The 13114-nt window shown below is 68.4% G+C and carries 14 protein-coding genes; 6 read left to right on the forward strand and 8 right to left on the reverse strand.

Annotated elements, in window-relative coordinates:
* Window positions 1-110 precede the first annotated feature (110 nt).
* From OU416_RS09290 to OU416_RS09300, 3 genes are all read left to right on the forward strand, one after another.
* Entirely contained in the window at window positions 111-959 is an 849-nt protein-coding gene (locus tag OU416_RS09290) for a helix-turn-helix transcriptional regulator (protein WP_270926456.1), read from the forward strand.
* A gap of 536 nt (window positions 960-1495) precedes the next feature.
* Window positions 1496-1957 (forward strand): VOC family protein, encoded by a 462-nt coding sequence (locus OU416_RS09295; RefSeq protein ID WP_270926457.1) that lies wholly within the window; start codon window positions 1496-1498, stop codon window positions 1955-1957.
* Window positions 1958-2003: 46 nt separating this feature from the next.
* Window positions 2004-2336, forward strand: a complete 333-nt coding sequence (locus tag OU416_RS09300) for a hypothetical protein (RefSeq protein ID WP_270926458.1) — start codon at window positions 2004-2006, stop codon at window positions 2334-2336.
* A 149-nt stretch (window positions 2337-2485) separates the two neighbouring features.
* Here the strand turns inward: OU416_RS09300 and OU416_RS09305 are convergent, their stop codons facing one another.
* Together OU416_RS09305 and OU416_RS09310 are read right to left on the reverse strand one after the other, a co-directional pair.
* Window positions 2486-2827: a hypothetical protein gene (locus tag OU416_RS09305; protein ID WP_270926459.1), complete on the reverse strand. Its 342-nt coding sequence runs from the start codon at window positions 2825-2827 to the stop codon at window positions 2486-2488.
* A 46-nt stretch (window positions 2828-2873) separates the two neighbouring features.
* Window positions 2874-3212, reverse strand: a complete 339-nt coding sequence (locus tag OU416_RS09310) for a DUF4286 family protein (RefSeq protein WP_270926460.1) — start codon at window positions 3210-3212, stop codon at window positions 2874-2876.
* Between the two features lie 352 nt (window positions 3213-3564).
* On the opposite strand from OU416_RS09310, the gene OU416_RS09315 reads away from it, so the two are divergent.
* Entirely contained in the window at window positions 3565-4455 is an 891-nt protein-coding gene (locus OU416_RS09315; RefSeq protein ID WP_270926461.1) for an alpha/beta hydrolase, read from the forward strand.
* Between the two features lie 58 nt (window positions 4456-4513).
* Here the strand turns inward: OU416_RS09315 and OU416_RS09320 are convergent, their stop codons facing one another.
* The 4 genes from OU416_RS09320 to OU416_RS09335 form a co-directional block, all read right to left on the reverse strand.
* Window positions 4514-5974 carry an aldehyde dehydrogenase gene (locus OU416_RS09320; RefSeq protein WP_270926462.1) on the reverse strand — a complete coding sequence of 487 codons (1461 nt, stop codon included), beginning with the start codon at window positions 5972-5974 and terminating at the stop codon, window positions 4514-4516.
* 68 nt (window positions 5975-6042) lie between these two features.
* A complete protein-coding gene (locus tag OU416_RS09325; protein ID WP_270926463.1) occupies window positions 6043-7164 on the reverse strand; it encodes an NDMA-dependent alcohol dehydrogenase in 1122 nt (373 codons plus the stop codon).
* Between the two features lie 99 nt (window positions 7165-7263).
* Entirely contained in the window at window positions 7264-8154 is an 891-nt protein-coding gene (locus OU416_RS09330; RefSeq protein WP_270926464.1) for an SMP-30/gluconolactonase/LRE family protein, read from the reverse strand.
* Between the two features lie 77 nt (window positions 8155-8231).
* Entirely contained in the window at window positions 8232-9305 is a 1074-nt protein-coding gene (locus OU416_RS09335; RefSeq protein ID WP_270926465.1) for a response regulator transcription factor, read from the reverse strand.
* A 121-nt stretch (window positions 9306-9426) separates the two neighbouring features.
* Between OU416_RS09335 and OU416_RS09340 the strand changes: the two genes are divergently transcribed.
* Together OU416_RS09340 and OU416_RS09345 are read left to right on the forward strand one after the other, a co-directional pair.
* Window positions 9427-9918, forward strand: coding sequence for a MarR family transcriptional regulator (locus OU416_RS09340; protein ID WP_270926466.1), 492 nt, complete (start codon window positions 9427-9429; stop codon window positions 9916-9918).
* A 33-nt stretch (window positions 9919-9951) separates the two neighbouring features.
* Window positions 9952-10824, forward strand: coding sequence for a helix-turn-helix domain-containing protein (locus OU416_RS09345; RefSeq protein ID WP_270926467.1), 873 nt, complete (start codon window positions 9952-9954; stop codon window positions 10822-10824).
* A gap of 131 nt (window positions 10825-10955) precedes the next feature.
* Here OU416_RS09345 and OU416_RS09350 read toward each other — a convergent pair whose 3' ends face one another.
* Together OU416_RS09350 and OU416_RS09355 are read right to left on the reverse strand one after the other, a co-directional pair.
* Complete coding sequence (locus OU416_RS09350) at window positions 10956-11798, reverse strand: N-acyl homoserine lactonase family protein (protein WP_270926468.1); 843 nt, start codon at window positions 11796-11798, stop codon at window positions 10956-10958.
* A 651-nt stretch (window positions 11799-12449) separates the two neighbouring features.
* Complete coding sequence (locus tag OU416_RS09355; RefSeq protein ID WP_270926469.1) at window positions 12450-13103, reverse strand: TetR/AcrR family transcriptional regulator; 654 nt, start codon at window positions 13101-13103, stop codon at window positions 12450-12452.
* Window positions 13104-13114 lie beyond the last annotated feature (11 nt).

Here is a 13114-nt window from a genome sequence, read left to right on the forward strand (position 1 = left end):
CACACCCGCAGGACCACCGCAAAAGGGAGTCCTCCATCCCCCAAGAACCGCATCCGGGGACACAACTGTCCCCCTCACAAAAATGGTGATCGCTGCCAAGATCGGTATGCATGAGGAGTAATGAGCACCGCAGCGAGCTGGGAGCGTTCCTCAAAGCCCGCCGGATGGAGCTCACCCCCGACATGGTCGGCCTGCCCGGGGCCGACCGGAGACGCCGGGTCCCGGGACTGCGCCGGGAGGAAGTGGCCCAGCTGGCCTCGATCAGCACCGACTACTACACCCGGTTGGAGCAGGGCCGGAGGCTGGCTTCCGAACCCGTGCTGGACGCCATCGCCCGCGTCCTGCGGCTCGACGACGACGAGCGCGAATACCTCTCCGAGCTGTCCGGCAGGGACTCCGCCCGGCCGCGCCGGCGGTCCGGTCAGAAGGTCCGGCCGCTGCTGGGAAGGCTGCTCGACAGCCTGCACGACATCCCGGCCGTGGTCATCGGGCGGCGCATGGACGTCATCGCGTGGAATCCGATGGCTTCCGCTCTGATCACCGACTTCGGCCGACTCCCGGAGCGCAACCGCAATTACGTGCGGTTGGTGTTCACCGATCCCGGTGTGCGGGCGCTGTACCCGGAATGGGAGAACGTCGCGCGCACCTGCGTTGCCCAACTCCGCATGGAAGCCGCCCGGGACCCGAAAGATCCGCGACTGATCGACCTGATCGGCGAACTGTCGTTGCGGGACGAGGACTTCCGGCGGTGGTGGGGTTCGCACCGGGTGGCCGTGCGCAGCATGGGCACCAAGGTGATCCGGCACCCGGTCGTCGGCGACCTCACCCTCGACTGGGACACCCTCTCCTGCGTCACCGACCCCGATCAGCAGCTGGTCACCTGGACCGCCGAACGCGGCAGCCCCTCCCACGAACAGCTGCGCATCCTCGCTTCCTGGGCCGCCGAAGCCGCGCACTGACGCTGCGTGCCGCTCGGGCAGAGCATTCCGGCCACTTCGAACCGGACGATTTCCTCCGCGTGGAACCCGTCGCCGACCTCGGCCACGCCTTCCATTGCGAATTCAACCTCACCACGGACTCGCGCCCACTCGCACTCCTGCGCGCAGGCGCGAGCACTCTCAGCACCGGGCTGAGGCACGCATCGGTGCCGTCGTAGACCGCGCTCCCGCAGGGCGAGCCAGCCCGCAACCCGGGCGACGGGCCGACCGCGCAACTGCCGTCACACCATTGAAGCAAGACTTGGCTGAGACATTTCTCAGCCAAGTCTCATAAAAGCGAAAACCGGGGGACGAAACTGTCCCAGGATACTTCCCACCCTCCCCGCCATACTGAACCGAGTAGTAACAATGGTGATGCAACAACGAAATCCGAAACCACCCGAAATTCCACCCGCTAAGAGGACCGGAAAACCCTCAGGAATTTCTCAGGTTGGTGCAGGAAATCACGAACAAGCAGGTGAGCGATCCCGCTCATCCTCTGTCACAGGAGGTTCACAATGGCCGACGGACGCATCTTGTCACTTCGTCTCGTGGTGAGTGATCTCGACCGGTCGCTCACGTTCTACGCGGACGCGTTCGGTCTGCGGGAAGTGGGACGGGCCGAGATGTCCGACCCGAACGTCGAAGAGGCCTTCCTCGAGGACCCCAGCGGAGCACGGCTTCTCGTGCTGATTCGCGGCGACCGCTACGCGGTTCCGGTCTCGCACGGCTGGGCACCGCTGGCAATGGTGGTCAGCGACATCGAGCAGGCACGCGCCGACGTGGAAAACGCGGGCGGCAGGCTGGCCGTCCAGCCGAAGAATCTCGGCCCCGTGACCGTGTTCATGGCCGTCGACCCCGACGGATACCTCGTCGAGGTCGCCGCGGGCGACCTCTCCGTGCTGGACGACCTGGAGGGCCAGACCTCCAAGGGACAGCGGATGCCGCACCCGATGCCGGAGATCCACGAACCGTACTGACCCGGTCGTGAATTCGAGAAGAAGGGTTTGAAGAACGATGCCGGTAATGGAAACCGAGGAAATCGCCCGGGGCTGGGCCGGTGCGCTGGCGAATCCCGACGACTACTACGACCTGAGCGCACCGGACTGCAAGGTGTGGCACAGTTCCGACAACAAGTGGATGGCCACCAAGGACGCGATTGACGCGGTGAAGGCCCACGGTGGGCTTCCAACCGCCCGCAACACGAGTTACACGTTGACCGAGAAGGGCTTCATCGTTCAGGCGACGCTGACGCTGCGGGAGACGACCGTGCACATCGTCCAGGTAGCGACGGTGAACGATGGCAAAGTGGTCTCGATCGAGGAGTACATCGGTCCCGAGATGGACATCGCCGTCTAACTCCCGCAGTCGCGTGTCCCGGGCGGCTGGGATGCCGCCCGGGACGGCGAAGCGGGAGAGCCCGCCCGCATGATCGAAGCAGCGGCCCCCGGGCAACCCGCCGGGATCGCCGGTGGGTCGCCCGGGGACCGGACGGCTGCGAGCACCGCCTACACGGCGATGTCCATCTCCGGCCCGATGTACTCCTCGGCCGAGATCGCCTTGCCGTCCTGCACCGTCACCACCTGGATGAGGTGCACGTTCGTTCCGTCCAGCGTCGTCGAGGTCTGCACGAAGAAGCCCTTGTCCGTCACGGTGTAGCGCGAGTTGCGGAAGGGCGGGAGCCCGCCCCGGCCGTGCACCGCGTCGATCGCCTCCTTGACGGTCATCCACTTGTCGTCGGAGCTGTGCCACACCTTGCAGTCCGGCGCGCAGTACTCGTAGAACAGGTCCACACTGGACAAAGACTGGATCCAGCCTCGGGCGATTTCCTCGTTGGTCTGAACCGACATCGACCCTGGGTCACCTTTCCTCGGAAATACGGAGAGACACGAGCGCTCAGGACTTCGCCTCCACCAGCGGGCCCATCGCCTCGAAGATCAGGCCCAGCCGCTCGGGGTGGAGCGCCTCGCTGATCACCATGTCGGGCGTGTTGTACCGCTTGGCCAGTTCGTCGACCGACGCCTGCAGGTCGTCGGTCTCCAGCTCGTAGATCGCCAGGTAGCCCCACGGTCGGGACTCGCTGCGCTGCGCGCCGGCGAGCTTGAACCGCTGCGCGGAGACGAAACCCGGCACCCTGACCGCGTCGTGCACGTGGGTGTTCGTGTACCAGTCGTTGAACTCGTCCTCTTTGCCCTCGACCGGATTGGTCAGCACGACGTAGGTGTATCTCGGCATCGATCCATCCCCTCGGCGCTCCACACTGAGACCTTGCAGAACTTAATATATCCTATGTTTTCTAGAACTGGAAGGGACGCACGAACCGGGAAGCACAACGTTTTTGCGAACGCCCCCAACGGACTTCACCGAATTCGGATGGCGCGTCTTCTCCGCGGACCGCGCGTGCACGTTCTGCGATCGACGCGTGACCGGAGGACAATCCCCTCCCGGGATGAAACCGTCTCTTCTCACCTGCGGGGAGCCGAACCAGAGTGAAGACACGGGGATGCGGACGCTCCCTCCGCCGAGCCGCCGTTCACGGCGCCATCGACCGCACCAGCAATACCAGCAACACGAGGTGACCGTTCTCATGACGACCGATGTTCGATTCCCCAGCAGCGGAATGATGCTCGCCGGACAGCTCTACGAGCCCGACAACCCGGTCGCCGAGCGCTCCCCCGCCGTTGTCGTCGGGCACCCGACCACCGGGGTGAAGGAGCAGACCGCGGCGCTCTACGCCCAGCGCTTGGCCGACGAAGGGTTCATCGCCCTCACGTTCGACGCCGCTTACCAGGGCGAGAGCGAGGGCGAGCCGCACGGCCTGGAGGATCCGTTCCAGCGCGCGGAGGACTTCCGGGCCGCCGTGTCCTACCTGACCACCCGCGACGAGGTCGACCCCGAGCGGATCGGGGTGCTGGGCATCTGCGGATCAGGCGGGTACGTGCCCTTCGCCGCGCAGACCGACCACCGGATGAAGGCCGTGGCCACCGTGAGCGGGGCCGACGTGCCCGCCTTCCTGCGCGGAGCCGACCCGGACGGGTTCGCGGAGATGGTCGCGCAGTCGGGCCGGCTGCGCAGCGAAGAGGCCGCGGGCGAGCCTGCCCGGACGGTCCCGGTGGTGCCCGACTCGATCGACGAGTCGACCCCGGCGCTCGTGCGCGAGTTCTACGACTACTACAAGACTCCGCGCGCCCAGCACCCACGCGCGACCAACCGGTACGTGATGCGCAGCGCCGACCAGCTCGACCAGTACGACTCCTACGAGCACGTCGACAAGATCGCCCCGCGACCGCTGCTGATGATCGCGGGCACCGAGGCCGCGACGCTGCCCTTCAGCGAGGGTGCGGTGGCCAAGGCCGGCGACAACGCCGAGCTGTACAAGATCGAGGGCGCGACCCACGTCGACCTCTACGACAAGGACGAGTACGTCACCCCGGCGGTGGCCAAGCTGACCGAGTTCTTCACCGAGCACCTGGTCTGATCCGCCCGGCCGAGGTGCGCGGAGACCGCGGCCTGCGTCGCGGTCTCCGCGCACCCGCTCAGGCCAGGGCCTCGGCGAGATCCCCGGGCAGTCCGATCGACCTCAGCTCCACGTAGGAGTCGAATCCCTCCAGGCCCGCCTCGCGCCCGATGCCGCTGCGCTTGAACCCGCCGATCGGGGCGTGGAATCCGACGGGGTGACCGTTGAGCTCCACGGTTCCGGTCCGGATGCGGCTCGCCACCGCGAGGCCGCGGCCGAGATCGGTGCTGAACACCGACCCGTTCAGCCCGTAGCACGAGTCGTTCGCAATCGTCACGGCCTCGTCCTCGTCCGCGCAGGTCAGGACGGACAGCACGGGCCCGAAGATCTCCTCCTGGGCGATCGTCATCGACGGCCGCACGTCGGTGAACACGGTGGGTTCGACGAACCACCCCCGGGCCAGGCCCGCCGGACGCCCACCGCCGGCGACCAGCTTCGCGCCTTCGGCGCGCCCGGCCGCGACGTAGCGCTCCACCCGCTCCCGCTGCCGCGCCGACACGAGCGGCCCGATATCGGTATCCGGGTCGCCCGGATCACCCACCTTCAGCGACGCCACGTGCTCGGTCAGCCGTTCCAGCAGGTCGGCCTCGCGCCTGCGGGAGACGATGATGCGGGTCTTGTTGCTGCACGCCTGCCCGGAGTTGCGCATGGACGTCGCGCCGACGGCGGCCATGACCGCGTCCAGGTCTGCGTCGTCGAGCACCACGGCAGCCGACTTGCCGCCCAGTTCGAGCGTCACCCGGCGCAGGTCGTTGCCGCACAGTGAAGCGATCCGGCGCCCGGCCGCGGTCGAACCGGTGAACGCCACCTTGTCCACGCCCGGGTGGACCACGAGCTGCTCGCTCATCTGCCGGTCCGCGGTCACCACGTTGAGAACACCGTCGGGCAGACCGGCGGCGTCGATGCACTCGGCCAGCAGCACGGCGTCCAGCGGTGTTTCCTCGGCGGGCTTCAGCACGACGGTGCACCCGGCCAGCAGCGCCGGAACGATCTTGAGCATCGCCGTCGAGTGCGGGGTGTTCCACGGGATGATCGCCGCGACGACGCCGACTGGCTCGCGGGTGACCAGCGCATTGCCGGTCGACGAGCGGCGGACGGTGCGGAACGGGTATTGCGGCGCCAGTTCCAGGAACGCGTCGAGAATGAGCTGCGGCACGCTCGCGTGCATCCGCTTCGACAAGGTGATCGGAGCACCCATCTCGCGGGTGACCAGCTCCGCGAGTTCGCCGTGGCGCGGCCGGTAGACGTCGGCGAAGCGACGCAAGGCGTCGATGCGCTCGGCCAGCGGCATCCGCGGCCACGGACCGTCGTCGAACGCCGCCCGAGCTGCCGAGACAGCGGCGTCCACATCGGGCTTGGCCGCCAGCGGCACGCGCGCGTATGCCTCCTCGGTCACCGGGGAGATCAGTTCCGCGGTCGAGTCGGACATCGGCCGCACCCATCGGCCGCCGATGTAGAAGCTCTCCTGATTTCTGCCCACTGCGGACTCCTATCGGACGGCGAACAAGGGCCGGGCGCCGCTCCCGGAACCGGGAGCGGCGGGAGCACTCAGGAGTCGAAGATGACGACACCGCGCAGGTTCCGGCCGGCGTCCATGTCGTCGTAGCCCTGGGCCACCTGGTCGAGCGTGTAGCGCGTGGTGATCAGCTCGTCGAGCTTGATCGTGCCGTTGCGGTACATCTCCAGCTGGGCCGGGATGTCCGCGCTCGGCGAGCTGGCGCCGAACAGGGATCCCTGCAACCGCTTCTGGTAGAGGGTCAGCTGGTGCAGGTTGATGTCGCCCGCACCGACCACGCTGTCCCCGAGGCCGGTCACGACGCAGGTACCGGCCTTGCGCACGGAATCCAGGCCCTGACCCACGTGCTCGCCCCGCAGGACGCCGACCGTGACGATCGTGGCGTCGGCACCTTGGCCGTTGGTGACCGACCGTGCGAAGTCGGCGCCCTCCGCGATGTCGGCGAAGGCGTGCGTGGCCCCGAGCCTGAGCGCCGACTCGCGCTTGAACTCGACCGGGTCGACGGCGATCACGACGTCGGCCCCGGCGTGCGCGGCTCCTTGCACGGCGTTGATCCCGATCCCGCCGACGCCCATGACGATGACGACCTGCCCCGGCCGCACCTGGGCGGAGTTGACCGCCGCACCCCAGCCCGTGCCGACACCGCACCCGGTGAGGCAGGCGACGTCGAACGGTATCGACGCGTCGATCTTGATCGCGGACTCCACGTGGACCGTCACGTACTCGCTGAAGACCCCGAGCCCGGCCAGCTGCCCGACCGGTCGGCCGTCGAGCGAGAACCGGAACGACGTCGGGTCGGTGAACCGCGCGCCCGTCCCGATCGACGCACCGAGCTGGCACAGGTTCTGCATGCCCTTCGCGCAGAACCAGCACCGGCCGCACATCGGCAGGAACGAGAAGACCACGTGGTCGCCCTCGGCGAATCCCGCGACACCGGGGCCCAGCGCGTCCACGACTCCCGCGCCCTCGTGCCCGCCGACGATCGGCAGGATCGGCACCTGCTGGGTGCCGGTCGCGAAGTGGTTGTCGGAGCGGCACATTCCGGCCGCTCTCATCCGCACCCGGATCTCGCCCGGGCGCGGGTCCTCCAGCTCCAGCTCGACCACCTCGTAGCGGCCAGGAACCTCCTGCAGCGTCGCGGCCCGGGTCAGCACGACCGCACCTCCCCACCGATGCGAACGGTCACGTCGCAATGCGTCTTCATGTCTCCATCGACTCCTCCGTCGGCGGACTTTCCGGTTTCCGCGAACGCATCACGCCGCCGGGACCTCGACCCGGACGGACAGCACCGCGCTCTCGGGGTTGTTCGCACGGATCTCCGGGTCGAACTCCGCCGGTGTCGCGCACAGGAACAGGGTCCGGCCGTCGGCACCGCCCAGGACGCACGAGTAGCAGCTGAGATCGCCGGTCGAGACCTCGTCCACGATCTCCCCGCCCGGCCGGACGCGGACCGCCCGGCTCCTGACGAAGTCGGCCACCCAGATCGCGCCCTCGGCGTCGACGGTCGAGATCCCGTCCGCGGCCACCGCGAGCTCGCCCATGGCTTCGACCGGGTCCTCGGCCTCCGGCACCGGCCCGAAGCGCGCCCAGTCGCGGCGCTCGGACAGCGAGCCGTCCGGCCGGATGTCGAAAGCCGAGAGCCGGTTGCCGAACGACTCGGCCAGCACCAGCGTGCGGCCGTCGATGATCGTGGCGCCGTTCGGGAAGTGCAGCCCTTCGCCGGCTGCCGAAACCGAACCGTCCGGGGTCACCCGCAGCAACCGCCCGGGGCGGCGCGGTGCCAGGCTCATGATGTCGAAGCCGAAGCTGCCGACCCAGGCCGTGCCGTCGGCACCCACGACCATGTCGTTGAGCGGCAACGCGGTGTGCGCGGAGAGGTCGGCGTGGGTGACGACCCTGCCGTCGTGCTCGCGGCGCACCAGCCTGCGGTCCTTCATCGACACGACCAGCAACCGCCCGTCCGGCAGCCAGCCGAGTCCCGAGGGCTCTCCCGGCACCTCCGCCTCGGTCCGCAGGTCCGACCCGTCCTCCTCGGCCGAGCGCACGCTGTAGGTGTAGATGTCGCTGAACCAGATTCGCCCGTCCCGCCAACGGCAACCTTCGGTGTGCGTGAGACCGTCCACAAGCACCGACACCTCGCCCATGACCACTCCTCCACGGCTTCGCTGACGTCGTGGGCACACCTTCCCAACGTGGCCGGGCCCACATCGTCTGCCAAAGGTCACGGTCGTCGTTCGACCTTCGACGGGTAGCCGCGGTACGCGGGACGGTTGCGCAGCCACCGGGAGATCGCCTCGGTCCGGCTGGTGACGTCGAGCTTGCGCAGGATGCGGGTCACGTGCGCCTTCACCGTCCCCTCGGTGATCAGCAGCTTGCGGGCGATCTGCCGGTTCGAGGTACCGGCGGCGAGCAGTTCCATGACCTCGGATTCGCGCGGGGTCAGCGGAACCTCATCGGGCTGCGGCGCCGGTGCGGTGCTCGCCACCGGCAGGCCGGCGCCGCGGTGCAGAGCGGCCAGCCCCTCCAGCAGCACGAGCCGTCCGAGCGAGTCGCTGAGCCCTTCGGCCATCAGCGACAGCAGCGTCTGGTCGGTGGTGTCGACGTCGCGGCGCTGGTAGTAGCGGTCGGCGTGGATCATCCCGACCACCTCGCCGTGCACGGCGAGCGGCGCGACCCCGTAGGACTCCGACCTGCCGACCCGGACCAGGTCGCGGACCACCCGGTGACTGTTCTGCACGTCGAAGACCAGGCAGGACTGCGACCGGTTCACGACGTCGGCCTCGACGATGTCGCCTTCGAGCAGCGGTGGCGAGGCCCTGCCGACGGCGACGAGCTCGTCGGCCCGCTCCTGTTCGCGGACCACGCACATCGAGTGCAGCTTCCAGACCGAGTCCTCGACGCGGGAGACCAGCACGCGGTCGAAGCCCAGACGGCATCCGGCCTCGGGAACCCGGCGCAGGAAGTCATCGGCGGTCCCCGCCCCGCGAACCCAGGCGAGCGCGTCCGCGACCTCGCGCAGGACCGCGTGCCGCCGTACGACGCGGGCCTCCGCGACGGCGGACTCGGCGTCGCGGATCCGTCCGAGGAGTTCCAGCAACCGCCGCCCCTCCGCCGCGCCCCCTTCAGCGCGGAGGATCCCGCCGAGCACGGCGAACCACAGCCGGCTCAGCACGGGCTTCAGCAGGTCCGGCGAGACCGTTTCGACGTCGGGAAGTGCGATGTCGAGATCGAGAGCGGCTCGCACGTCGGCGCACAGCTCGCGCAACTCGACTCCGATGACGGGCTCGTGGTGCATCGTCCACCTCGTCGCTCACCGACAGCACGGAGGTTCCACCAGATCCACTTCCGTCGACGTAGAATATATGATGCGTCAACATTCGGTAAACCGGTGACCGCACAGGCAGGCGAGGTTTCCCTTGACGCGCAACGACATACGCGCAGACGAACTCCGGACCGCCCGGCTGGCGGTCGCCGTGGTCCGGCTCAACCGGCGGCTCCGGAAGGAGGGAGCCGGCTCGCTGAGCCTGTCCCAGCTGTCGGTGCTGGCGTCGCTGCACCGGTCGGGTCCGCAGGCCCCCGGTGAGCTCGCGGCCAACGACAACGTGCGGCCCTCGTCGACGACCAGGGTGCTCTGCTCCTTGCAGGAGCTCGGCATGACCACCAGGAACACCCACCCCCGCGACCGGAGGCGGGTCGTCGTCGAGCTGACCGACGCCGGGCGCGCTCACATCGAGCACGAGGTCTCGGCCCGGGAGCACTGGCTGGAACAGCAGCTGACGCAGCTCAGCAAGGACGAGCGCGCCACGCTGTCCCGGGCGGCGGACATCATGGGCCGAGTTGCCGACGGCCGGAGCGGTTCGGCCGACCGCCGGGGAGGCGGCCTTCCAGGGACAGAACTCTCCCACTGACGTTCCCGCCGATGCCTGGGACACTCGGTTGTCATGAGCAGCACGAACGCACACCGCAACGAGCTGGGCGAGTTCCTCCGGGCCCGGCGGGGCGAGCTGAGCCCGCGGCAGGTGGGCCTGCCCGCGACGGGTGCGGTGCGCCGGGTACCGGGTCTGCGGCGCGAAGAGGTGGCTCAGCTCGCGGTGATCAGCACCGACTACTACACGAGGCTGGAGCAGGGCCGCATGCAGGCCTCGGCGCAGGTCCTGAACACCATCGCCCGCGTCCTGCAGCTCGACGACGACCAGCGCGACTACCTGTTCGAACTGGCGGGCAAGGACACCGCCCGCCCGCGCAGGCGCGCACGGCAGAAGGTCCAGCCATCGCTGCAGCGCCTGCTCGACGAGCTCGTCACCGTTCCCGCCATCGTCATGGGGCGCTGCCAGGAGATCCTGGCGTGGAACCCGCTCGCCTCCGCGCTGCTGGCCGATTTCTCCCAGATGCCGGCGAACAAGCGCAACTACATCCGGCTGCTGTTCACCGACCCGGCGGCGAGGAGGCTCTACGACGACTGGGAGAACGTCGCCCGGACCTGCGTCGCACAACTGCGCATGGAAGCCGCCGACTCCCCCGACGACCCGCAACTGATGGCGCTCGTCGGCGAACTGTCCGTCCAGGACGACCAGTTCCGCCAGTGGTGGGGCGCCCACCACGTGGCGAGCCGCAGCGTGGGCAGCAAGACCATGCACCACCCCGTCGTCGGCGACCTCACCCTGGACTGGAACGCCCTCACCTGCACCACCGACCCGGACCAGCAGCTGATCACCTGGACCGCCGAACCCGGCTCACCCTCGCACGACGCGCTGCGCATCCTCGCTTCCTGGAGCACCCACCACCAGCAGCCCGCGCACGACACGGCCGACTGAGCGATCGGGGCGTCACAACCCGAGCGCGGCGGCGGGGGACTTCAACGCCATGTGCGCTTGAACTCCCGACCGCCACGGCGAATTTCGCGCTCGCCGTTCCTCTCGCCCCTTCCGGGACCCGTGCTCGCGCGTCAGGCAGGCGTGGGGTCCGTGACGCGAGGCTGCAGCTCGGCCGCGCTGGTGATCTCCGCGCCCGCAGCCCGGAAGTCGGCCCAGTCCTGTGGATCGTGGCTGATCCAGACGGTGGTTCCTGGCTGGGTCCCCAGCAACCTGATCTTCTGGAGGGCGCTGTTCTTGTTCAGCCGGTCGACGTCGAAGGGCATCCCGGTGGTCGCTTCGACGCTGGCGCGCTTGTGCGCTGCGTCGCCGGTCAGGACCAGCGTGCTCTCGTCCGGCATTCGCAGCTTGAGCCCCAGCGTGCCGGGCGTGTGGCCGTGCAAGGACAGCAGGACCACGCTGCCGTCACCGAAGAGGTCGTGGTCGTAACCGGCCGGGACCTCGTTCCACGCGATCCGCCCAGCAGCCTCGATGTCGGCTTCGCGGAAGAACGCGGCGTCCAGGTTGGACGGTGTTCGCGCGTACCGCAGCTCACCCGCGCCGATGAATCCCTGCGCGTGCGGGAACAGATCTAGCCCGCCCGAGTGGTCGAAGTGCAGGTGGGAGAGCACGATGCGACGGACATCGCTGGTCCGGTACCCGATCGCCGCCAGCTGCCGATCGAGACGGTAGGTCTCGGGGAAGTCGATCTGGAACGCGGCCGCGAGTTCACCGTAAGCGGCCGCCGGGTCACCGGCGGCGGAGCTGGCGAGGCTGGTGTCGAAGAGCAGCAGCCCCTCGGCGTGCTCGACCAGGAACGCGGGCGAGGGAATGGTTTCCCGCACACCACCCGTACCCAGCATCAAGAGACCGCAATCGACGGCCAGTTGCGGTGCGTCGAGCGCCCACACCCGGCGCACAGTCCTGTTCGCTGCCATGGCAAGAACTCCTGTATCCATGCGAATCGCCACTACGACAAGAGGTTTCGCTCCACTCCGGACCTCCGGCACGGGCCGTCGACCGGCGAACGAGGAGCACGTCTGCGCCAACGCAGTCGGGACACGGCTGCCGGAGATCCCCCCAGCAGCCCCACACAACGGACTCCTGTGCTTCAAATCACACAGATACTATATATCATCTTTCATCGAGTCAATATTCAACAGGAGTGTAGATTTTTCGCACCCGAGCCCCTGGTCCGCCTGCGAAGACGCATGGAGAGCCGCCACACCTACCGGGCCAAGCTTGATCAACAGACCAGTAGATTTTCTAGACATGAGTTGAACTTCTGCTAGCATCGGGCATCCCTGCAGGACAAGGGACGCTCTGCCCGCCATTCGACCGCAACCGAGTGGATCAGGCGCCATCTCGGCACCACGACATCCCCGTGCGGCCAGGCGCATCAGAAGGAACGAGCAAGCATGACGAAACCCCGCGCCGCTGCGAATGCCGCCGTCGAAAGACCCGGCAAGCCGTCGGCCGTTCAGCGCCTCTGCCAGGGCCAGTTCGACCGTGCTGCGCAGCGCCAAGGAAGGCCCACGACCTGGCCGACCACCTCAGACGGTGAACCGGCGCCTCGGCGCACTTACCCGTTATTCCGGCTCGGCCCCGAACAGCCTGATCAAGGAGCACGACACCTGGTCGGCGAATTCCTCGACGCCGAGATCCCGTTCCGGGTTGAACCACTCGCCGATGAGCGCCAGACCGCCCAGAGCGAGGTTCAGGGCCGAGTGCAGGCTCGCGACCCGCGGCACCTGCGATTCGGCGAGCTCGTCGACGACGTCGCGGAAGATCAGGGTCTGCTCGCGGCGCAGCTCGTTACGACGCTGTTCGAGCGCTTCGATCGGCACCTGGACCTTGAGGAACAGCGGCACGAACTCCGGGTACTCGCGAAGCGTGATCACCGCTTCCTCGCGGAACATCGACCGGAGTCGTCGCAGCGGCGCCCCGCCGGATCCCGCGATCGCCCGGAGGCGCGGGAACACCTCGGCGGCCGAGTTCTCCATGCACCGGAGGAAGAGCTCCTCCTTGGACGGGAAGTAGTAGTAGAGGCTGGAGCCGCGCATGTCGAGAGCGGCGCCGATGTCCTCGAAGTTGGTCGCCTCGTAGCCCCGCTCGGCGAACAGTCGTGCGGCGGTGTGCTCGATGAGCCGGATCCGCCCAGCGCGCTTGCGCATGGCCCGGGTCTCGCGCTGCTGACCGGCGTCGGACGATCGCGACCCTGCACCCGCGCGCGGCGCACTCATCTTGATCCTCC

This window comes from Saccharopolyspora indica (genome assembly GCF_027853965.1).
Classification (GTDB): Bacteria; Actinomycetota; Actinomycetes; order Mycobacteriales; family Pseudonocardiaceae; genus Saccharopolyspora; species Saccharopolyspora indica.